The sequence below is a fragment of the Chloracidobacterium thermophilum B genome, assembly GCF_000226295.1.
Classification (GTDB): Bacteria; Acidobacteriota; Blastocatellia; order Chloracidobacteriales; family Chloracidobacteriaceae; genus Chloracidobacterium; species Chloracidobacterium thermophilum.
In genome coordinates this window covers 671,660-691,869 of the sequence record NC_016024.1, presented here as the reverse complement: position 1 = coordinate 691,869, position 20,210 = coordinate 671,660, and the positions used below count along the sequence as shown (strand labels likewise).

Here is a 20,210-nt window from a genome sequence, read left to right as displayed (position 1 = left end):
AAACACGATGACCGGAAACAGCAGCATCCGGTCAACGCCCGGATTCACGCCGCAGACCGTTCGGCAGCCGGGCCGGGTTCACAGCGCGCGGACGGTCTGACCGGGCAGACCGGAGCCAACGCACAAAATCAGCCGGGGGCAGGGTATGTCGCCAGTGCGGGGTCTCGATGCGGACATCACCCCACTCCGTGACATAGATGCGGATGTCCACTGCCGGGGAGAAGGTCATGGGTTGTGGCCGCCTTTCGGGAAAATGAAAACGATTTTCAAAACAAAGGTACAAAATAACACGTTTGCCGTCAAGGCCCGGCAGTCTCCACTCCGAACCGTCCTTGTTTTCTTTCGATTGGGTTGTGATTTGAATGTTCAGCCTGTCACGGCTGATTTCCCGCCCCCAGCCCCATCCACGGCTGGGTGGCAGTTCTGGCATGAGCGGCTGCTCTGACTTCAGTCAGTACGGCCGCAGCATAGACTGCGGAAATCAGCCAACTCAGGGTTGCGTCAACGGCTCGACCTGCGCCACGACCACCCGCCGCACCCGCTTGGGCAGGAAAAAAGTCGTCAGCACGATGATCCGGTTGAGCAGGGGGCGAATGTCGCCGGGGCCTTCCCAGTGTTCGGCCAACACCTCGCCGGGCGTCCGGCTGAGCAGGCGCAACAGGGCGACCGCGAGCAGGTAGCTGTCGTCAATCTGCCCGAAGAACGGGATGAAATCGGGAAACACATCGAGCGGGGTGAGCACGTAGGCAATCGTGGCCGCCAGAATGATCTTGTCCGCCTGTGGAACGCGCGGGTCACGTGCCAGACGGTAGGCCAGCTTGAGCAGGTTGGGCAGAAAACGCAGGGCTTCACGCGCCAGACGGCGCAGCCGGCCCGAAGATTTGGCGGACAGACGCTCAGCCTGATGGAGTTCCCCCTGATGCCTGCCATTCGTGGCTTCGAGCGAAACCGGCGGATGCAATACACGGTCAGTCATGTGATGCTTACCTCTGATGCCAACCCAATAGTCAAAACTGGAGCCATAACCAACCTCGCCTCGATTTTGGCATGGCTTGATGCCATACGCACCTGTAAACCGTGTGGCTTTCGGCACAGCCTTTGCCGACCTGAACCAATATGTTCCGCCCAAAGCCAGAGTGCTGAACATCTCACCACAGGAACAATACCGATGTCTGCCTACCACACGATAGCCATCCTGCTCACGCTGGCAGCCCTGGCAGCCTATGTCAACATCCGCTGGATTCGCCTGCCGGCAACGATTGGGCTGATGGCTATTTCCCTGCTCATTTCGGTCGTGCTGGTCATCCTGGGTGAAATGGGTCTCATCCCGTTGCGGAGCTTTGCCCAGTTTGTCAGTTCGATTGACTTCGGCGACGTGCTGTTGCACGGCATGCTGGGGTTTCTGCTTTTTGCCGGCGCGCTGCACGTTCACGTCGAAGACCTCCGGCTGGCCAAGTATCCGGTTGGAATTCTCTCAACCGTGGGCGTTGTGCTCTCGACGTTCGTCACCGGGACGCTGTTTTACTATGCCACCGGGTTTCTGGGGTTGCCGCTCACCTACCTGGAAGCGTTGCTGTTTGGAGCATTGATTGCGCCTACCGACCCCATTGCCGTGCTGGGCATTGTCAAACGGGTGGGTGCCCCGAAACAGCTTGAAACCAAGATTGCGGGAGAATCGCTTTTCAACGACGGTGTTGGCGTTGTGGTGTTTCTCACCCTGCTGGAAGTGTACCGGCGGCCGGAATCCCTGAGTGCCGCTGGCGTCGCCAAACTCTTTGTCCAGGAAGCCATTGGGGGCGCGGTGCTGGGCTTTGTCCTGGCCTGGGCCGCTTACCTGATGCTCAAGACCGTGGATGCCTACCAGGTCGAGGTGCTGATCACCCTGGCGCTGGTGACGGGCACTTATGCCCTGGCCGAGACGCTTCACCTGTCGGCGCCGATTGCCGTGGTCGTGGCCGGTCTGTTCATCGGCAATCGGGCGCGCATCCAGGCCATGTCCGAAGAAACGCGCCTGCGTCTCGATGTCTTCTGGGAACTGATTGACGAAATTCTCAACGCCGTGCTGTTTTTCCTGATTGGCCTCGAACTCATCGTCATTGCCCTTCAGCCCTCCTACTTCGTCATCGGACTGCTGGCAACAGTGGCCTCTCTGGTCGGACGGGCGGCCGGGGTCGGACTGACAATTACGACGCTGCGGTTGCGGCAGTGGCTTCCGCCGGGCACGATTCGCATTCTCACCTGGAGCGGTTTGCGCGGCGGAATTTCGATTGCCCTGGCGCTGGCGCTGCCCCCTTCTCCGGCGCGGGACATCATCGTGGCCGCCACCTACGTGGTGGTGGTCTTCTCGATTCTCGTGCAGGGGCTGACGGTGGGGCGGCTCGTGGCGTACTTTGTCGCAGCCCAGGGGCCGACGCCGGACGATGTGGACGCCGAGCCGGCCGGCGGGACAGCCTGAAAACCTGCACCGGACGTTGCAGCCGGGACACGACGTGCTTACGACCGATCAGGCAGCAGTCTGGCACAGAGCTGCTGGAGCAGGGTGCTTGTCGAGTGATCTTTGGGGTCGCCGACAATCGCCACCTGCCCGCCATACGCCCGGACAATGTCGCGTTCGGGGACGGTCTCCGGGCGGTAGTCCGTCCCTTTGGCGTGAACTTCCGGGCGCAGCGTCCACAGCAGGGTTTCCACCGTGCGCTCGTGAAAGATCACCACGGCATCCACGCAGGCCAGCGCAGCCAGGATTTCAGCCCGCTCGACATCAGGCATCACCGGCCGTCCGGGTCCTTTGAGTTCACGCACAGCGGCATCGCCGTTGACGCCGACAACCAGCACATCGCCCTGTTCCCGCGCCGCCTGCAGATACCGCACGTGACCGACGTGCAGCAGGTCAAAACACCCGTTCGCCAGCACAATCCGCTTGCCCTCGCGCCGCCAGGCCGTGACGCGCGCCGCGAGTTCTGTTAGAGAACACACTTTATCGGCGGTATGCATACGGTGACAGTTCACCAAAAGCCAGGGCGCTTATGCAACCGGCCGAACGTTGCCTGGCATCCCACTCCGGTAAAGTGTCGCCCGTTGAGGACATCATGACATTCCGCAGGCGTAGCATTGTCAGGCTGTTCGTTGTGGTGAGTTGTTTTTTGGGCCTCGCTGCACTTTCTCACGAGGGCCCTTCCCCCATACCCGTTTCCCACGTCGTTCTGGCGGACAGCACGGCGGCGCTGCGTCTTGCGGCCGGCATTCAGAACCGGGACGACAGGGACAAGAAGGACAAAGCCGACGACAGGAAAGACGACAAGAAAAAAGAGCCGCGCTACATTGACAAAAAGTTGAAGGACGACGACCGCAAGGACGACAAAAACGACCGGAAAAAGGAAGATCGGAAGCCCAACGACCGGTAAGGCCCCAGTACTGAACCGGTCATCAAGCCGAACATGGTAACGATTGATCTGAATGCCGACCTGGGCGAAAGCTTCGGCGCCTGGTCTATGGGCGCGGATGAAGCCATTCTGCCCTATGTCTCATCCGTCAATCTGGCTTGCGGCTTCCACGCTGGCGATCCACACACGCTGCGGGCAAGTATTCAGCGGGCGCTGGCGCAGGGCGTCGCTATCGGGGCGCATCCAAGCTATCCTGACCTGCTCGGCTTTGGACGCCGTGACATGGCGCTCACTCCCGAAGAAGTCTTCGACTGCGTGCTCTATCAGGTCGCCGCCGTTCAGGGGATGTGCAGCGCCTTGGGCGGACGCCTGCATCACGTCAAACCCCACGGCGCACTGTACAACCGCGCCGCGCGCGATGCCGACTGTGCCGCGGCCATTGCCCGGGCCGTACAGTGCATCAATCCCGGACTCATCCTGTACGGACTGGCCGGGAGCTGCCTGGTGGCGGAAGCCGAAAAGATCGGACTGCGGGCGGTTGGGGAAGCCTTTGCCGACCGGCGCTACACCCTGGAAGGAACGCTTGTGCCGCGCTCCCGGCCGGACGCGCTCATCGCGGACGTGGACGAAGCCGTGGCCCAGGCCCGGCGCATCGTTCATCAGCAGTCCGTCATTGCCGCGCAGAATCACGTCGTGGCACTGCGGGCAGGCACGCTCTGTCTGCACGGCGACGGCCCCCACGCGCTCGATTTTGCGCGGGCCATCCGGCGTGCCCTCGAAGCCGACGGCGTACGCATCGCAGCTCCGACCAACGGGTATCCGGCCAATGGGTAAACATCGTTGCCCAGCCCACTGCTGACCAGGATGCGCCTGTTTCCCATTGCCGACGATGCGCTGACGGTTGAGTTCGGACAGGCCATTTCACCGGCACTGCACGAACAGGTATGCCGGCTCGATCAGGCGCTGGCAGCACAACCCTTTGCCGGACTTCGGGAAACCGTCCCGGCCTATGCTTCGCTCGGCGTGTTTTACGCGCCCGACCGGGTAGCCCGCGCCTACCCGACATATCCCAGCGCCCAGGCGGCCGTCATCAGCCACATCGAGGGATTACTCCGTGATCTGCCCCCGGCGGACGGCTTTTCCCGGCGGCGAATCACATTGCCCGTGTGCTATGACCTTCGTTGTGGACCCGATTTGCCTTTCGTGGCACAGCAGCACGGTCTGTGCGTTGAAGAAGTCATCGCCCGCCACACCGCCCCGGTCTATCGGGTTTTCATGCTGGGCTTTCTGCCAGGTTTTGCCTACCTGGGACTTGTGGATGAGCGGATTGCCACACCGCGCCGTCCGACGCCGCGCCCACATGTGCCGGCCGGCAGCGTTGGCATCGCCGGGCGTCAAACCGGCATTTACCCGACGACATCACCCGGCGGCTGGCAACTCATCGGACGGACGCCGGTACGGATGTTTGACCCTTTTGCGCCGCAGCCAGCGCGCTTGCAGCCCGGCGATGAAGTTTGTTTCTACCCGATACCTTACGAGGAGTGGCTGGCGGCATTGGCATCGGAAGCCAAGGGCGAATGGCGCTGACGCCTTCTGCAAAGGCATTCGGCGGCTTCCACACAAGGGACTTGCTAGTTGAGGCTTCCAAAACCACCCCAGTTGCTGAAGTCATCCTCGTCGTCGCCACGCCGACCGCGCCGCCGGTCAGCCGGAGCGGCCTTGCCGTAGCCACGCTCTTCCGAACGGCTGACTTTGCGCTGGGCGTGCAGCCCTTCCAGAATCAGCTCGGCAGCCGAAACCAGGTGCGCCGGCGTGCGGCCTTCGGCGTAGCCGCCCATTTCGGCAACTTCGATAAGTGTCCGAATAGCGCGCATCTTTTCCAGTATCGCCGCTGAAGAATCTGCCTCAGACACCTTCAGGCTATGGCCCTGATTGAACCACTCGACGATGCGCCCGGTTTCGGCCAGCGCCAGGTAGTTATCATAAACCCGTCCGCAGGCAGTTCGGATGAGTTCGCGGGCAATGCGTTCCGCGCCGACCTGTTCGCCTTCGTACTCCAGTTCGATTTTGCCGGTGATCGCCGGCAGTGAAGCGTAGATGTCCGAAATGCGCGGCACGATGATGGTTTCGTGGTGGCGCAACGCCCGGCGCTCGGCGCTGCTGACGACATTTTCGAGCAACGAGATGGGCAATCGCTGGCTGACGCCCGACCGGCGGTCAATCCGCTGGTCTTCACGGGCAACAAACGCAATGGTTTCCACGATTTCCCGAATGAACTTCGGGATGTGGATCGGCGCGCGGGACGGGCGGTCAGTCCAAGCTTCCTGCGCCGTGATCCGCACGCCTTCCTCAACGGTCTGTGGGTAGTGGGTCAGGATTTCCGAACCAATCCGGTCTTTGAGCGGCGTGATGATTTTGCCGCGCGCCGTGTAGTCTTCAGGGTTGGCCGAAAACACCAGGGCAACATCCAGCTTGAGCCGGACGGGAAAGCCCTTAATCTGCACGTCCCCTTCCTGCATGATGTTGAACAGCCCGACCTGGATTTTACCGGCCAGGTCAGGCAGCTCGTTGATGGCAAAGATGGCGCGGTTGGCCCGGGGCAGAAGACCAAAGTGCATGGTGGTCTCGTCGCTGAGCAGGTTGCCGCTCTTTGCCGCCTTGATGGGGTCAATGTCCCCGATGATGTCGGCGATGGTCACGTCCGGCGTGGCCAGTTTCTCGATGTACCGTTCCGCGCGTGTCCGCCAGGCAATGGGCGTCGCATCCCCCTGTTCGTCCAGGACGCGCTGCGCGTAGGCGCTGATGGGCGCAAAGGGGTTGTCGTTGATCTCCGAGCCGGCCACGATGGGCATGACCTCATCGAGCAGGCTGGTCAGGGAACGCAAAATGCGACTTTTCGCCTGCCCTCGCCGTCCCAGCAGGATCAGATTGTGGCGTGACAGGATGGCGTTGATCAGATGAGGCTCAACAGTATCTTCATACCCTACAATGCCGGGGAAGACTTTTTCGCCACGTTCAAGCTTGGCGATGAGGTTGGCGCGCATTTCGTCCTTGACCGAGCGACGCCACCGGGCGGGATCACCCCACGGGCTGTTTTTGAGTTCACCGAAAGTAGCAGGCAAAGCCATGGCAACAAAACCTGTAAGGGACGGTCAAAATGCCGGGGGAGTCAGAAAAACAGAAAAGACGCCGGGGTTCAGCCGATTTTGCGACGCCGGATCAGGTGTTTGACTTCGGCTTCGCCGGACTCGGTCATCACGCTGATGACCACCGCCGCCGTTCCAGCGTGGATGTTGGGCAGGGTCAGGGTCAAAACCGCTGTCCCATCCTGCCCCGTTGACGCTGAGCTGCGGTGCGGACGGTCATGCGTACCGAAGACCTTGACGATGACCGGTGCATTGGGGATGGGAGGACCGTTGACGCCACGGGTGACATGCACCTGGATAACAACCGTCTCTCCAGCATAAAACGCCGGGTTGCCAAGCAGGGTGATGACTGGCTTTTCGGATTGCAGGTTGCTGGCCACGTACTGATTGACCATGCTGTTGAGGTCAATCGAAGCCTTTGGCGTTCCGCCGGTCGTCGAAGGCGACCAATCAGAAGAAGCTCCCGGTTGACCAAGCGGCGGCAGGAGATTGCCGAGCATCGTCGTTACCGCCGGACCGGAGGATGAAGGGGCCGGGTGTGGTGGGGGCGGCGGTGTGGAAGGCGCACGGTGCAGCGGGTCACTTATGCCGGCCAGCACGCTATCGAGCGCCGAAGTGACCCGCGTCAATCCCGGAATCGGTGGTGGCGGGGGCGGCGGCGGGGGAAGGCTGCCGGTGACTGGCGCCGGAGGTCGTTCAGAAAATGATTTGGTCAACGCAGGCGAAAGGGATTCCGTAGCCGAAGGATGGGGTGGAAGGGCCGGCGGTGCCGGCGGCAGCGGCGGCGGTTCTACCGGAGACCGGTTGGCCGCGGTCTCCCGCTTGTTGATCAGCTCTTCCACACGCCCACGCGCAATGAGCGCCAGGATGGCCTTGTGCTGCTTCTCCAGCTTTTTCTGCAACTCGGCCGGCGTGACCCCCTCTTCCAGTTCCTTCACGTAGTAGGTGCGCTTCGACGCCAGAATCTGCCCTCCAACATACACAAGGGACAGAATCAGCGGGTTGGCCGGCCCTTTGTCCTCGGTCTGTACGTGATACACAACACCGTTGTAGGTGATGTCGGTATTGAAGCCGGTCAGCATAAGCAACGGTGGTTCAGCAAAACAGGTGACAGAAAACTGTCGTGGATGAGGCTGTAGCGACTGGAAGAATATGCAGGCAAGTTAACACAGGGTTTTTCGATGCGTCAATGTACCCGCCACGGCGCGTTGCCGCACCCGGTGGCGGTCGCTAAGATGCCCTATCGCCATACCCCCGTCTGGTGCATTTCACACGTTCGACCTGTACTTATGACCAGTGACCCCATTCTCCGCATTGCCGAGAAAGTACAAGCCGGTGAGCGGCTTTCCTTCGACGACGGGGTGGCCCTGTTTGAAACCCGGTCGGTTGCGCTGCTCGGCCACCTGGCCCACACCGTTCGCCGCGCACGACATGGCAATGTGGCCTACTACAACGTCAACCATCACCTCAACCCAACGAACGTCTGCTACTGGGACTGCACGTTTTGTTCGTTTTACCGCAAGCCTGGACAGGAAGGAGCCTACACCTACACCATCGAGCAGGCCATTGCTGAAGTCCGTCCCTACTATGAGGCCGGAATCACGGAAGTCCACATTGTCGGTGGACTGCATCCGACGCTTAAGTTCGACTACTACCTTGACTTGCTGCGCGGGCTGAAAAGCGCCTTCCCCAACGTTCACCTCAAAGCCTTCACCATGGTCGAACTTGACCATTTCAAGCGCATCACGCGGCTGTCGGATGAAGAAGTCATCGAGCGGTTGCGCGAAGCCGGGCTGGATTCCTGCCCAGGCGGTGGGGCGGAGATATTTGCCGAGCACGTACGGGAAAAAATCTGCCGTCACAAGTGCGACAGCCAGCGGTGGCTCGACATGGCACGGACCGTACACCGCAAAGGCATCCGCTCCAACGCCACCATGCTCTACGGCCACATTGAAAGCTACGCCGACCGCGTGGACCACATGCTGCGGCTGCGCGATTTGCAGGATGAAACCGGCGGTTTTCAGTGCTTCATCCCGTTGGCGTTTTATCCTGAACATACGGAACTGGCTCACCTGCCGGGGCCGACCGTCGTGGACAGTCTCAAAACCATTGCCGTCTCCCGGCTGATGCTCGACAACTTTGACCATATCAAAGCGTACTGGGTCATGCTCGGACGCCAGACGGCGCAGATGGCGCTCCATTTCGGAGCGGATGACCTCGACGGCACGGTGTCCGGCGGCGGCCCGCTGGTGGCAACCTACTCAGCCGATGGACGCGACCGCTGCATGACGACCCGTGAAGAAGTCGTTTCCCTTATTCGGGACGCCGGTTTTGAACCGGTCGAACGCGACACGCTCTACCAGCCCGTCATTCGGGAAACCACAGCGGCTCTGGTCTGACCCCACAGCTTTTCCGGTGCGGATTTTCCGGCGCGGACACCTCACGTGGCATCGTGGGGCGGCGCGCCGGTTTCTTCTTCCGGGCAGTCGGCAGGGCGGTCGGGCTGTGCTGCCGCCAGCCGTTGCATCGTGGCGGCAAAACGTTCCAGGTCAGCTTGCAGGGACTCCATGTGCCGACGGCTGGCCTGGTACTGCACCCACTGGTGGGTTTCCACGACGCGCTTGAGAGATGCTTCCCCAAGCAGGGTGGCCAGCAACACGATGAGATCGTTGGCCGCTGTTACCTGCAACAGCAACGCATTGACCAGATGATAGGCATCTTCCGCCGTCGCCCAGTCGAGCGCCGGGGCAGATGCGCTTTCGGACGGGTTGCTCGCCATCGGTGGCACGTCTGAAGGCTGGGTCACGCCGCCGCTCCTTCCCGGATGTGAACCGGACGGCCATCCACCACAAGCGCCGTGGGTTGTGCCAGTACCGCCGAACGGAGATACCCCAGCGCCAGCACTTCCTGAGTCACGGGATGGCGGACGACGCTGGTCAACTGTCCAACTTCCTTTCCATCGGCAAGGATGGGCGTGCCTTTCCCCGGCAGCGCGGTGTCCGTACCGGTGTCGCTGGCGATGCGCAGCGGTGTCAGCCGCCGCGCGGTCTGGTCATGGCCGCGCCAGTGGATTTTGGCCACGGTTTCCTGCCCGACATAGCAGCCCTTGGTGTAGCTGATGGCATGCCCCAGCCCGGCTTCGGGCGCGAGAGTGGTTTCGTCAAAGTCCTGCCCAAAACGGCCGGTGCCGTGCTCGATGCGGCACACTTCCAGAGCATCCCAGCCGACCGGCGTAGCCCCGGCCCCGGTCAGGTGCGTCCAGACCTCCACGGCTGCCTCGTGGAGAACGAACAGATCAAAGGCCGGCTGTCCGTAGCGGGGACGCTGCACAACCAGCACGCCGGCATGGCCAATACACAGCCGCTCGTGCGCAAAAACCGGGAGGGATTCTGTGCCACCGCCGACTTTTTCAACCGTCAGGCTGGTGCGCCAAGTGGCAAGCGGCGCGCCGGTCAACGACTCGATCAGCGCCGGAGCAGCCGGCCCGACGAGACCAAGCAGAGCATGGGTGGCGCGCAGGTCAGTCAAGCGGAAATCACCGGCGCGCACCAGCGGAGACAACTTTTTGTGAACGATGGCAGATGCAGCCGGCTCGGTCGTCAGCCAGAACTCATCGGGCAGGCAGTCCAGCGTGACATCCGCGATGACCCGTCCCTGGGGCGTCAGAAAAAGAGCAGTGACCCCGGTGCCCGGCACGAGCGGCTTGACATGCTGGCTGACCCAGCCGTTGATGAACGTTGTCCGGTCACGGCCTCCAACGGCAAAGCAGCCGCGCGCGCTGAGGTCAACGATCCCGGCGTGCTTGACCAGCGCCGTATATTCGGCCGCCAACCGGCCATAGTGCGCCGGCACGGACCCGTCACCTTCAGGGCGCAGCACGGCACCAAGTGTCGCGTGGTGTGTCGCAAGCGGATACTCCATAACCCTTTATTCAACGACCTTTCCGAAAGGCTGTGCGTCGTTCATGCCGCACGCTGTCCCCTCCAGGCAAACCCATCCGGCGTTGTCCGGTCGTCTTCATCCCTGCCGGGACGGCACCTGTCGCGGCTCTTGCCTGAAAGGGACTCTCCGACACACGATAGAAGTATGCCAAGTTTTCCACCGGCAGCGCCGCCGCTCGTCCCGACACCTTCACTTTCAGACCCGCACCAAACTACCCGTCCACCCGCGTCCAGCGGAATACCAGCCTGGCTGCCCCAGGCGCTGCACGCCTTTGCCTTCCGCGATTACCGCCTTCAGTGGGCCGGCGCTTTTACTTCCAGCATCGGAAGCTGGGTGCAGCAGGTTGCCCAGGCCTGGCTCATCCTCGATCTTACCGGCAGCCCATTTTATCTCGGTCTCGACGCCTTTCTGGGCATGGCACCAATGCTGGGATTGTCGCTGGTGGGCGGCGCCGTGGCTGACCGATTCGACCGCCGCAAGCTACTCCTGTTTTCCCAGGCGGTGCAAATGTCCAGCGCGCTGACGCTGGCGCTGCTCGTTGGGCTGCACGTTGCCACGGGGCTGCCCCTCGTATATGCGATCCTGGCGCTGTCCTTTTTGACCGGAACGGCGCAGGCGCTGAGCGGGCCGGCCTATCTGGCGCTGCTTCCCAACCTGGTGCCGCAACCGTTTGTCGCGCAGGCCATTGCCGGCAATGCCATCCAGTTCAATCTGGCGCGGGTTGTCGGGCCGATGGTTGCCGGATTGGTCCTGGCGCGCTTTGGCGCGGCGACCTGTTTCGCCCTGAACGCCCTGTCGTTTCTGGCCGTGATGGCTGCCCTTGCCACCATTTGCCCGCCACAACAGATACCGGCGACACCCGGCCCCTCGTGGCGGCAGGAAATTGCGACCGGCATGCGCTATGTCTTCGGCGACAGAGTGCGGCGACGGCTGTGCTTTCTGGCCACCCTGACGACCAGCCTGGGCGTTGCCGTTCCAACCCTGCTTCCGCAATACACCCGGATCATCTGGCACGGGGATGAAGTGCTGTTTTCACGGCTGGCAGCCTGTTCAGGGCTGGGCGCAGTGACGGGCGCCATCGTGGTCGCCACCGTCGCCAAAAAAGCGCAGTCCCTGCCGTTGATTCTGGCGACGCAGGCGGCGCTCGGTCTCTGCATGCTGCTGCTGGCGGCCACGGGCTGGTTCTGGCTGGCCTGTCTGTGGCTGTTCATTGGCGGGGCGCTTCTGGTGGCCACCTACGCGCTGGTGACGACCTGTTTTCAGCAGGTTGTCGCGGATGACATGCGGGGGCGGGCCGTGAGCCTCTACATGGTCTGTTTCCGGGGCGGAATGGCCATTGGGGGACTGCTGGCCGGCAGCCTGGCGCACTGGTGGCGGGTCACTGCCGCGTTCGGTCTGGCCGGGCTGGGACTGGCGCTGGCAAGCGCCTGGGCCTTTCTCAACTGGCGGGTGATGACGTTCCCCTCCGCCAGACCGGATGACGGATAAAAACACACCGGAGTGAAATGCTGCGTATGACGCACTGGATGACGCACTGGATGACGTACGGCTGGACGACCGACCGGACGACCGGATGGTGGCTGCCAGGGATGCTGCTGGGGATACTGCTGGGATTGTCCGCCGCCGCGCCGGGGCGGACGCCGCCGGCCGATGTCCTGTTCATCAACGGCACCGTGCACACCCTCGATGATCGGCAACCCCGGGCCGAGGCCGTTGCCGTCCGGCGCGGGCGTATCGTTTTCGTCGGGTCCACGGCCGAAGCCATTACCTACCGTGGCCCCAGAACGCGCCTTGTGGACCTGGCCGGAGCCGTGATGTACCCCGGCTTCACCGATGCCCACTGCCACCTGTTTGGCATCGGCGAACGCGAACTGACCCTGAATCTGGAAGGAACCAACACCCGCGCCGCCTTTCTGGCCGCCGTTGCCGCCCGCGTTGCCCAGACGCCCAAGGGTGAATGGATCGTCGGGCGCGGCTGGATTGAGACCTTCTGGACGCCGCCCACCTTCCCGACCGCTGCGGAACTCGATGCCATCGCGCCGGAGCATCCGGTGTTTCTGGTACGGGCGGACGGGCATGCCAGCGTGGTCAACACCCTGGCGCTCAGGCAGGCCGGGATTGACGCACAGACGCCCAACCCACCCGGCGGCGACATCCTGCGGGACGCGACAACCGGCCAACCAACCGGGATGCTTATTGATCGCGCCCAGGACCTCGTCCGGCGGCTGCTGCCCCGCCTGTCGCCCGAAGACTACGCGCGCGCGGCCATGGCCGGCGCGCAGCGCGAGCTGTCGCTCGGCTGGTGCACCATTCACAACGCCGGCAGCTCCCTTCTGGAAACGAACCTGCTGCGCCGCCTCTGCCGCACGGGTGCTATCAAGCTGCGGGTGTACAACGCGGCGGCCAACCGTCCGGCGGAAGTTGCCGCTCTGCTCCGGCGCGGCCCGATCATCGGCGAAGCCAACGGACGCTTCACCATGCGGACAATCAAGGCGTACATGGACGGCGCGCTGGGGTCACGTGGCGCGGCCCTGCTGGCCCCCTACGCCGACGCCGACACCACAGGTCTGTTTCTCACTCCACCGGACGAACTGCGCGCCCTGTGCCGGCAGGCGCTGCGCGCCGGCATTCAAATCCAGACGCATGCCATTGGGGATCGGGCCAACCGTCAGGTGCTGGACATTTACGAACAGGTGTTCGCCGAAGTGCCGCCAGCCCAGCGCCGGGTGCGCGATCCGCGCTGGCGCATCGAGCATGCCCAGATTCTGCATCCTTCCGACATCCCACGCTTTGCCCAACTCGGCGTCATTGCGTCCATGCAGCCCTCGCACGCCATCAGTGACCTGCACTTTGCCCCGCGCCGGCTGGGACTGGAACGCCTCGCCGGAGCCTATGCCTGGCGGGCGCTGCTCGATGGCAAAGCCATCATTGCCGGTGGCTCGGATGCACCTGTTGAACGCGGTGAACCCCTCATCGAGTTTTATGCGGCTGTGACACGGAAAGACCTGACCGGGTTTTCCGGTGCGGGATGGCATCCAGAGCAGGCGGTCAGCCGCCTGGAAGCGTTGAAAATGCTGACCCTCTGGCCAGCTTATGCGGCCTTTGAAGAAGACCTTGCCGGCACGATAGCCGTCGGCAAGCGCGCGGACTTCACCGTTCTTTCCGCTGACCTGCTCACCATCCCGGAAACGGACATCCTCCGGGCACGCTGCCTGATGACCATCATCGGCGGCGAGGTCGTGTTCCGCGCTCAGGAACCCACAACCGGCAACAGCGCCCCGGCCGGGACAGGCTCAGGAAACCAGCCAGGTAAGCGCCGTGCGCCCCAACCGCACAACTGGTGCCGGAAGCAGGTTGGCGCGGCTGGGCGGCCGCTGGATGCGGGTATTGATCATGGGGCGAAACAGCCGCCACCGCAGCCTTCGGCCATCGAGCGTTTCTGAAACGCCATGGGCGTCATCATCCGGGCCTGCCCCGCTGAGAAAGCGGATGTAGAAGGGCCCGGAATCCACCATGTGCTGCTGGCGAATGGTCCAGGTTTCGCCGGTCGCTGGGAGCGTCACGTGCAGGCGATGCGGATACTTCAGCCCCAGCCAGTTGCGCCGCTGGGCCTCGAACGTCACCTCGATGGCGTCGGTGACGAGTTCCGGGCGCTCGCCGTCAAAAACGGCTCCGAAGGAAAATGCGCCGGGCTGTCCGGGCAGCGGTTCGTTGCGGTAGTAAATCAGCATGCGGTCGCCGCGCCAGCAGCGTCCCCAGTGCCAGCGGTTGATGGCGCGCGACATCGGAACGGGATCATAGTTGTGGTCGTGGTAGCCACGCCCAACAAAAGCCACGCGCCGCTCACACCGCCCGTCCGCTCCGGTGATTTCCAGCGCACCCTGCGTTGCACAGACCGGAGCGACCAGATTCCAGGTGTGCGTCCCCAGCGCCTGCTCCATCAGTCCCCGGCTGGAAGCCACCACCTCCGGGGAAAGCCAGTGTTCATTCAGATTGCGAAAGCGGAACGTCCCGGTCAGCCGGCGGCCGATGGCGACCGGAATGGGCGTGGTGACTTCGGTCAAATCCACATCCACATTCAGGTGATAGGTCGCCGTTGCCGGGTCGTAGGTCAACAGGTTGCGCCCGGTGCAGACCATCGGCCGGGTTGTCGAGGCCGTAAACGTGTCGTACTCGACGAGCGCGTAGGCAATCGGCCGCCCACGGTGATAGAGTGCAAAGGAAAAGGCCGCGTAATCACACGGGTCGGGCGGCAGGGCGCGCCCACGTTCGTAAGCCTCGAAGTGGGCGTTGTAGTCGGGCGAAAAAGGAATGCCACAGAACCAGATGGCCACCAGCCCATACTCGCGGTCCTCAGACAGGGCATCGAAATACCACCACTCGTAAGCGCCCGGCTGACGCAGCCCATGCCAGGCGTCTTCGGTGCGGCTGGCTATCATTCGCATAGATTTGGCAGTACCGCCGGTTGGTCCGGGCAAACTCTCCATCGGCGCCGTGGTCACGCTTCGGAGTTGACCAACCGGTGGACGTTCATTCACAGAAGTTCGGCGAAGTAAGGACGCTCCACCACGGAAAAGTTCCGGTCGTCATCCGGGGGTAGATGTACCGACATCGGCTTGGGGGGAGTACGCCGGAACCGCCACCCGGTCTTCTGTCACCAGTTGCGGCCACGGCGTAAGACAGGTCATCGGCTTCAGACGCTGATAATGCCATCCTCATGGTGAGGAATTTTGGACTCGCGCGGCGGAAGGACCTCAAAGGGCACCAAACCCCGGCTGACTTCTTCCAGCGCAATGCGAGTTGGCTTGTGGCTGGTGGAGCGCAGCCGCGGCTCATGTCCCTTTTGAAGCTGCTTGCTGCGTGCCGCCGCCACCAGAATCAGGCGGTACTTGCTGTCGGGAAAGCGGTAGATGCGGCCTTCCTTGGTTTCCTTTTCACTGGTCGTTGTCGGCGTCGTCATAACTTGGGTGTCTCTCCTTCCAGTGGCAAAGATTCAGCATCAAACGTGTCCACAATGGCTTCGAGCCATTTTTCTGACAGGCGCCAGCGCTCACGCTCCGCCGTAATGATGCAGATGAGCGAGTGGAGCGCGCGTTCCAGGTCATCATTGACGATAACATAGTGAAACTCCCGAAAACGCCGTACTTCCTGCGTGGCATTGCGCAGCCGCCGGGCAATCGTCTGTGGGTGGTCACTCCCACGGGCGCAGAGCCGCTGGCGCAGCACCTCATAACTGGGTGGCATGATGAAAATCCGGGTCGCTTCCGGCATGATGTTGGCCACGCTTTCCGCGCCCTGCACATCAATGTCGAGAATGAGATCGTGGCCCTGTTCCAGGCGCGTTTCGACGAACTTCCGGTGCGTACCGTAAAAGTGACCGTGCACCAGCGCTGATTCCAGGAACTCCCCGTGCTCGCGCATGCGCTCGAAGTCGTCCGGCGAGACAAAGTAGTAGTGCTCGCCGTGCCGTTCGCCGGGACGTGGCGGGCGTGTGGTGTAGGAAACCGAATAGTAGAGATTGTCCACTGACTTCAGCAGACGACTCAGGAGCGTGGATTTCCCTCCCCCTGACGGCGAGGAAACCACCACCAGCATGCCGCGGCGAAGAGGATGCGGCTGGTCACTCGACATTCTGGGCTTGCTCCTTGATTTTCTCGACTTCGGTCTTGATAAAAAGCGCCACGTCGTGAACCGTGGTGTCACTGGTTTTGGACAGCATCGTATTCACTTCGCGGTTCATTTCCTGTAAGAGAAAATCCATTGCCTTGCCAACTCCGGGCGCTTCACTGATGAGCAGGTCACGCATCTGCGCCACGTGGCTCTGCAAACGGGCGACTTCTTCTGTAATGTCACAGCGTTCTGCGGCATAGGCGGCTTCCTGCGCCAGGCGCGCCTCATCCAGGCTGCCGAGGTCACGGAGCAGGGCCTGCATCCGGCGCTCCAGCCGGGCGCGCTGGTTCTCGAACACCAGCGCCGCCGCCGCTTCGATTTCGGGAATGCGCGCGGCAATCTGTTCCAGTCGGGCGGCAATCTCCTGCGCCAGGGCCGCGCCTTCCGTCCGGCGCATCGCTGTCAGGGCGTCGAGGGCCTGTCCGGCTGCGGTCAGCAACCCTTCCGCAAGGCGCGCGGCAAAGGCGGCATCGGTCTCCGTGACCGGCTGGATCGCACCGGGCAGCCGTGCAATCAGACTGAGGTCAAAGTCCCCGGACACGCCGGTTGCCGCCTGCGCCTGCCGGAGCGCCGCCACATAGCCCTGCACGAGCGGCAGGTTGACTTGAAACGTCACCGGGCGCTGCTGAACCAGACTCACTGTGACTTCAACCCGCCCCCGTTGCAACCGCGCCTGGATAAGCTTGCGCAACGGCACTTCAGCCGCCGCCAACTCGGAGGGCAACCGCACCTGAATATCGAGAAACCGGTTGTTGACCGTCCGCAGCTCGACCGTCAGGGAGAACTCATCGGTGGTAAGGCTGGCGCGGCCAAAGCCGGTCATGCTGTTCATCGGCCGGTATCCTTTCGTGTCTCCGCAGGCTGGCAGCCGAACTGTGGTGTTGTAAAAGGGCGCACTATACCAAAACCCGGTGTTCCCGGACATCACCGGCCCAGCAGCACCGGACTGACCTCTTCCGGTAACGCCCCTCACGTTCCGTGAACCGTACCCAGCCGCCGGGCAAGCTCCCGTAGGCGCTCGCGGAGCGGTTCTTCGTCCAGGGTCAGCACCCGCTGACCGTCGTAAATCACCCGCCCCCGGACGACCGTCAGCACCACATCCCGTCCGGTGGCCGCCGTCACAAGCGCCGCCACCGGGTCATACACCGGTTCGAGATGGGGGCTGGCGAGGGAAATCCCCACAAGGTCGGCCTCCTTGCCGACTTCGAGCGTGCCGATGCGGTCATCCAGCCCAAGGGCGCACGCGCCATCCAGCGTCATCCACTGGAGCAGGGCGGCCGCCGGCAGCAGTTGACCGTCGCCCTGGGTGGCGCGGCTGAGAAGCTGGGCGAACCGCCCTTCATCGAGCAGGTCGCAGACATTGTTGGAGGCCACGCTGTCCGTGCCCAACCCGACGCGCACGCCCCGCTGGCGCATCCGGCTGACCGGAGCGATGCCGTGCCCGAACTTGGCATTGGATTTTGGGCAGTGAGCCACGCTGGCGCCGTGGAAGGTCAGCAGGCCGATGTCCTCTTCCGTGGCGCGTACGGCGTGAATGAGCAGTGGCTTGACCCGCAGCACATTCAGGTCGCTGAGATACCGGATGGTTGACACCCGGGGCGGCGTCCAGGCAATGCCGCGCTCCCGCAGAAACTGCGCGAAGGGTCCCTGTCCGCTCCGCAGAAAATCATCCTCGGCCTGGGATTCGGCACAGTGAATCGCCACCGGAAGCGCCTGCCGTTCGGCGTATTCGATGACGAGCCGGAACAGCAGGGACGACACGGAATAAACGGCGTGGGGAGAGATGCCGAGCCGCACCAGGTTAGTTTCCGCCGGGCGCAGGGCTTCCAGCCGCCGCTTGAGGCCGGTGAGACTTTTTTTGGCCTGCATCGGGTCAGGGCCGAAGACTTCCTGATAGGCGATGCCGCGCAGTCCGCCCTGGCACAGGGCGCGAAAACCCGCGCCGGAAGTTTCCGTATCGGCCAGGGTCGTGATGCCGGCCCGGGCCGCTTCGACAACGCCCCACTGCGCCGAGACTTCCAAATCTGCAACCGCCATCTGCTCACCGCGCAGACGGGTCAGGGTCCGAATCCAGTCGAAAAACGACAGGTCTTCCAGGCGGCCGCGGAGCGCCGTCAACTCCAGGTGGCTGTGGACATTGACAAAACCGGGGCACAGGGCCGCGCGCCCCAGGGCCACGGTTTCGAGCGTCCCCAGGCGCGCCAGGCGGGCACGCACTTCGGCTTCGGGCCCCACGGCCACGATGCGCCCATCGGCGACGGCAACGGCCCCATCCTGAACTGGTGGTGTGGCCACCGGAAGCACCCACTGGGCTGTGTAAAGAACTGTCATGTGCGCCTGCCCGGAATGAAGTCACCGGCATCAAAGTATGCCGCCACACACAGCCTGTCTGTCCGACGGATTATCATGCCCAAGGCGGTTTAAAAAAACTGCCCCGGCGCAGCATTTCGACCTGACTTCTGCCCCACCTCTGCCCGACGGTGCATTTTTTTCATGAAACTCTCCGTACCCCTGCGGCGTAAACATCCGCGTTACATTCCAGCCCGGTGCATAGCCAATATCTTCCAACCTGGCAGGGGTCTGAGGCTCCCACATTTATGGCACTGAGTCGAACCAAAAAACTTTTCATCGTTGGCGGCGTGACCCTGCTCATCGCCGGAATCGTCGCGGCCAGCCTCCTGACGCGGCGGACCGATGCGCTGAGCGTCCAGATTGAGCCGGTCAAACGGCGCGAGCTGCTTGAGGCCAAAGTCTCGGCTTCCGGCGAGGTGCGTCCGGTGGCGCTGTACAACCTCACGGCCGAAGTTCCGGGGCGCGTGACGGATATTTTTGTCAAAGAGGGCGATCTGGTTCGCAAAGGGCAACCCTTGGTCAAGGTGGACCCCACCCAGCAGTTGACCTCGCAGCAGAGCGCCGAGGCCAACTATCGCGCAGCCGAGCAGGATGCCCGCGCCACTGAGACCCAGGTTCTGAGCGCCCGCAATCTCGTCACCCAGAACAAGGCACAGCTCATTGCGGCCGAAACTGATCTCAACCGGCTCAAAGCCCAGCTCGACTTGCAGAAGGTTCAGTTGCAGCGCACCACCGAGTTGCTTGAGGCAGGCGTGGTGTCACGCGCCGAGTTTGACACGGCGCAGGCCAACTACGAGGTCGCCAAGGCCGCCTACGACGCCCAGCTCGTTCAGATCGAACGCCTCCGGCAGGTTGTCAAGGACGCCGAAATTGCCGTTCAGCGGGCTGAAGAATCCAGCAAGTCGGCCTGGCAGCGCGTCAAAGCTGCCCAGGCGCAGTTGACAAACGCGCAGTATTTCCTCGACCAGACCGTTCGCAAATCGCCCATTGATGGCGTGGTGTCGAGCCTGCCTGTGCGGGTTGGCGAATTTGCCGTTGCCAACTTCAATACCACGCCCCTGATGACGATTGCCGACATGTCGGAAATCAACGTCGAAGTCCAGGTGGACGAAACCGACATTGCCAACGTTCGGATTGGACAGCCAGCCAAGGTCAAGGTGGACTCTTTGGGCGACACCGAGATTCCCGGCCGGGTGGCCGAAGTCGGGCAAAGCGCCGTGACCCGCTCTGGGCAGACGATTGCGGCCAACACGACTTCCCAAGAGGCCAAGAACTTCAAGGTCAAAATCCGCCTTGAACCGTCTGAAAAAGACCGGGCGCGGCTCCGTCCCGGCATGTCGGCCACGGCCGTCATCACCACGGACACCCGACACAACGTTCTCGTCATTCCGCTGCAAGCCCTGGTCAGCCGCGACCTGTCCGAGATGTCTCAGACGCCCCCGGCTTCAACGCCTTCCCCTGCCGGCAGTGAAGGCGACAGAAAGCCGGCCAGGCGCAACGAGGTCTCCGGTGTATTTGTCGAGGAAGGTGGCAAGGCCAAGTTTGTGCCCGTCAGGACGGGGATTCTGGGTGAGACGGACATCGAAGTTGTCGAAGGCCTGTCAGAAGGGCAGTTGGTCGTGACCGGCCCCTACCGCCTGCTTCGCACGCTCCGTCCGGGAACAGCTATCACCCGCGACGCCAAGGCGGAAACGACCAACCAAGGCAAAGGATAAAGCGG

At 62.7% G+C, this 20,210-nt stretch carries 19 protein-coding genes; 8 read left to right on the top strand and 11 right to left on the bottom strand.

Annotated features, from left to right (window positions below; all coding sequences use genetic code 11):
• Positions 1 to 31 precede the first annotated feature (31 nt).
• Entirely contained in the window at positions 32 to 229 is a 198-nt protein-coding gene (locus CABTHER_RS16940) for a hypothetical protein (protein ID WP_148263914.1), read from the bottom strand.
• Between the two features lie 261 nt (positions 230 to 490).
• Entirely contained in the window at positions 491 to 976 is a 486-nt protein-coding gene (locus CABTHER_RS15370; RefSeq protein WP_014099084.1) for a YkvA family protein, read from the bottom strand.
• 192 nt (positions 977 to 1,168) lie between these two features.
• Here CABTHER_RS15370 and CABTHER_RS02915 point away from each other — a divergent pair, with 192 nt between their 5' ends.
• Positions 1,169 to 2,455 carry a cation:proton antiporter gene (locus CABTHER_RS02915; RefSeq protein ID WP_014099083.1) on the top strand — a complete coding sequence of 429 codons (1,287 nt, stop codon included), beginning with the start codon at positions 1,169 to 1,171 and terminating at the stop codon, positions 2,453 to 2,455.
• A 38-nt stretch (positions 2,456 to 2,493) separates the two neighbouring features.
• Here CABTHER_RS02915 and rfaE2 read toward each other — a convergent pair whose 3' ends face one another.
• Entirely contained in the window at positions 2,494 to 2,991 is a 498-nt protein-coding gene (rfaE2, locus tag CABTHER_RS02910) for a D-glycero-beta-D-manno-heptose 1-phosphate adenylyltransferase (RefSeq protein WP_014099082.1), read from the bottom strand.
• Between the two features lie 95 nt (positions 2,992 to 3,086).
• On the opposite strand from rfaE2, the gene CABTHER_RS02905 reads away from it, so the two are divergent.
• The 3 genes from CABTHER_RS02905 to pxpB are packed head-to-tail and all read left to right on the top strand — an operon-like array spanning position 3,087 to position 4,967.
• Positions 3,087 to 3,401, top strand: a complete 315-nt coding sequence (locus CABTHER_RS02905; RefSeq protein ID WP_148263913.1) for a hypothetical protein — start codon at positions 3,087 to 3,089, stop codon at positions 3,399 to 3,401.
• Positions 3,402 to 3,434: 33 nt separating this feature from the next.
• A complete protein-coding gene (locus tag CABTHER_RS02900; protein WP_014099080.1) occupies positions 3,435 to 4,214 on the top strand; it encodes a LamB/YcsF family protein in 780 nt (259 codons plus the stop codon).
• Positions 4,215 to 4,220: 6 nt separating this feature from the next.
• Complete coding sequence (gene pxpB / locus CABTHER_RS02895; protein ID WP_228374064.1) at positions 4,221 to 4,967, top strand: 5-oxoprolinase subunit PxpB; 747 nt, start codon at positions 4,221 to 4,223, stop codon at positions 4,965 to 4,967.
• A 44-nt stretch (positions 4,968 to 5,011) separates the two neighbouring features.
• Here the strand turns inward: pxpB and CABTHER_RS02890 are convergent, their stop codons facing one another.
• Both CABTHER_RS02890 and CABTHER_RS15365 read right to left on the bottom strand, forming a co-directional pair.
• Positions 5,012 to 6,508: a magnesium chelatase gene (locus tag CABTHER_RS02890; protein WP_014099078.1), complete on the bottom strand. Its 1,497-nt coding sequence runs from the start codon at positions 6,506 to 6,508 to the stop codon at positions 5,012 to 5,014.
• A gap of 68 nt (positions 6,509 to 6,576) precedes the next feature.
• Positions 6,577 to 7,608, bottom strand: coding sequence for a hypothetical protein (locus tag CABTHER_RS15365; protein ID WP_014099077.1), 1,032 nt, complete (start codon positions 7,606 to 7,608; stop codon positions 6,577 to 6,579).
• A gap of 207 nt (positions 7,609 to 7,815) precedes the next feature.
• Between CABTHER_RS15365 and mqnE the strand changes: the two genes are divergently transcribed.
• Positions 7,816 to 8,925, top strand: a complete 1,110-nt coding sequence (gene mqnE, locus CABTHER_RS02880) for an aminofutalosine synthase MqnE (RefSeq protein WP_014099076.1) — start codon at positions 7,816 to 7,818, stop codon at positions 8,923 to 8,925.
• Between the two features lie 41 nt (positions 8,926 to 8,966).
• Here mqnE and CABTHER_RS02875 read toward each other — a convergent pair whose 3' ends face one another.
• Positions 8,967 to 9,332: a hypothetical protein gene (locus tag CABTHER_RS02875; RefSeq protein ID WP_148263912.1), complete on the bottom strand. Its 366-nt coding sequence runs from the start codon at positions 9,330 to 9,332 to the stop codon at positions 8,967 to 8,969.
• Positions 9,329 to 10,447, bottom strand: a complete 1,119-nt coding sequence (ygfZ, locus tag CABTHER_RS02870; protein WP_014099074.1) for a CAF17-like 4Fe-4S cluster assembly/insertion protein YgfZ — start codon at positions 10,445 to 10,447, stop codon at positions 9,329 to 9,331. Before ygfZ ends, CABTHER_RS02875 begins: the two co-directional genes overlap by 4 nt.
• A gap of 165 nt (positions 10,448 to 10,612) precedes the next feature.
• On the opposite strand from ygfZ, the gene CABTHER_RS02865 reads away from it, so the two are divergent.
• Both CABTHER_RS02865 and CABTHER_RS02860 read left to right on the top strand, forming a co-directional pair.
• Positions 10,613 to 11,956 (top strand): MFS transporter, encoded by a 1,344-nt coding sequence (locus tag CABTHER_RS02865; protein ID WP_014099073.1) that lies wholly within the window; start codon positions 10,613 to 10,615, stop codon positions 11,954 to 11,956.
• Positions 11,957 to 11,982: 26 nt separating this feature from the next.
• A complete protein-coding gene (locus CABTHER_RS02860; RefSeq protein WP_187288401.1) occupies positions 11,983 to 13,911 on the top strand; it encodes an amidohydrolase in 1,929 nt (642 codons plus the stop codon).
• 1,250 nt (positions 13,912 to 15,161) lie between these two features.
• On the opposite strand, the gene rpoZ is transcribed toward CABTHER_RS02860, so the two are convergent.
• The 4 genes from rpoZ to CABTHER_RS02835 form a co-directional block, all read right to left on the bottom strand.
• A complete protein-coding gene (rpoZ, locus tag CABTHER_RS02850; RefSeq protein WP_014099070.1) occupies positions 15,162 to 15,428 on the bottom strand; it encodes a DNA-directed RNA polymerase subunit omega in 267 nt (88 codons plus the stop codon).
• Positions 15,425 to 16,099 carry a guanylate kinase gene (gmk, locus tag CABTHER_RS02845; RefSeq protein ID WP_148263911.1) on the bottom strand — a complete coding sequence of 225 codons (675 nt, stop codon included), beginning with the start codon at positions 16,097 to 16,099 and terminating at the stop codon, positions 15,425 to 15,427. The genes rpoZ and gmk overlap by 4 nt, the downstream gene beginning before the upstream one ends.
• The gene (locus tag CABTHER_RS02840) at positions 16,089 to 16,970 is read right to left on the bottom strand and encodes a YicC/YloC family endoribonuclease (RefSeq protein WP_014099068.1); all 882 of its coding nucleotides are present in this window, start codon (positions 16,968 to 16,970) and stop codon (positions 16,089 to 16,091) included. Before CABTHER_RS02840 ends, gmk begins: the two co-directional genes overlap by 11 nt.
• Before the next feature lie 137 nt (positions 16,971 to 17,107).
• Positions 17,108 to 18,469 carry an amidohydrolase family protein gene (locus CABTHER_RS02835; protein WP_014099067.1) on the bottom strand — a complete coding sequence of 454 codons (1,362 nt, stop codon included), beginning with the start codon at positions 18,467 to 18,469 and terminating at the stop codon, positions 17,108 to 17,110.
• Between the two features lie 266 nt (positions 18,470 to 18,735).
• Here CABTHER_RS02835 and CABTHER_RS02830 point away from each other — a divergent pair, with 266 nt between their 5' ends.
• On the top strand, positions 18,736 to 20,205 hold the full coding sequence (locus CABTHER_RS02830; protein WP_014099066.1) for an HlyD family secretion protein: 1,470 nt from the start codon (positions 18,736 to 18,738) through the stop codon (positions 20,203 to 20,205).
• The last annotated feature ends 5 nt before the right edge of the window (positions 20,206 to 20,210 follow it).

Excerpts from the sequence above, each read along its gene's own strand:
- CABTHER_RS16940 (WP_148263914.1), bottom strand. The coding sequence starts at position 229 with ATGACCTTCTCCCCGGCAGTGGACATCCGCATCTATGTCACGGAGTGG.
- CABTHER_RS15370 (WP_014099084.1), bottom strand. The coding sequence starts at position 976 with ATGACTGACCGTGTATTGCATCCGCCGGTTTCGCTCGAAGCCACGAAT.
- CABTHER_RS02915 (WP_014099083.1), top strand. The coding sequence starts at position 1,169 with ATGTCTGCCTACCACACGATAGCCATCCTGCTCACGCTGGCAGCCCTG.
- rfaE2 (WP_014099082.1), bottom strand. The coding sequence starts at position 2,991 with ATGCATACCGCCGATAAAGTGTGTTCTCTAACAGAACTCGCGGCGCGC.
- CABTHER_RS02905 (WP_148263913.1), top strand. The coding sequence starts at position 3,087 with ATGACATTCCGCAGGCGTAGCATTGTCAGGCTGTTCGTTGTGGTGAGT.
- CABTHER_RS02900 (WP_014099080.1), top strand. The coding sequence starts at position 3,435 with ATGGTAACGATTGATCTGAATGCCGACCTGGGCGAAAGCTTCGGCGCC.
- CABTHER_RS02890 (WP_014099078.1), bottom strand. The coding sequence starts at position 6,508 with ATGGCTTTGCCTGCTACTTTCGGTGAACTCAAAAACAGCCCGTGGGGT.
- CABTHER_RS15365 (WP_014099077.1), bottom strand. The coding sequence starts at position 7,608 with ATGCTGACCGGCTTCAATACCGACATCACCTACAACGGTGTTGTGTAT.
- mqnE (WP_014099076.1), top strand. The coding sequence starts at position 7,816 with ATGACCAGTGACCCCATTCTCCGCATTGCCGAGAAAGTACAAGCCGGT.
- ygfZ (WP_014099074.1), bottom strand. The coding sequence starts at position 10,447 with ATGGAGTATCCGCTTGCGACACACCACGCGACACTTGGTGCCGTGCTG.
- CABTHER_RS02865 (WP_014099073.1), top strand. The coding sequence starts at position 10,613 with ATGCCAAGTTTTCCACCGGCAGCGCCGCCGCTCGTCCCGACACCTTCA.
- CABTHER_RS02860 (WP_187288401.1), top strand. The coding sequence starts at position 11,983 with ATGACGCACTGGATGACGCACTGGATGACGTACGGCTGGACGACCGAC.
- rpoZ (WP_014099070.1), bottom strand. The coding sequence starts at position 15,428 with ATGACGACGCCGACAACGACCAGTGAAAAGGAAACCAAGGAAGGCCGC.
- gmk (WP_148263911.1), bottom strand. The coding sequence starts at position 16,099 with ATGTCGAGTGACCAGCCGCATCCTCTTCGCCGCGGCATGCTGGTGGTG.
- CABTHER_RS02840 (WP_014099068.1), bottom strand. The coding sequence starts at position 16,970 with ATGAACAGCATGACCGGCTTTGGCCGCGCCAGCCTTACCACCGATGAG.
- CABTHER_RS02835 (WP_014099067.1), bottom strand. The coding sequence starts at position 18,469 with ATGACAGTTCTTTACACAGCCCAGTGGGTGCTTCCGGTGGCCACACCA.
- CABTHER_RS02830 (WP_014099066.1), top strand. The coding sequence starts at position 18,736 with ATGGCACTGAGTCGAACCAAAAAACTTTTCATCGTTGGCGGCGTGACC.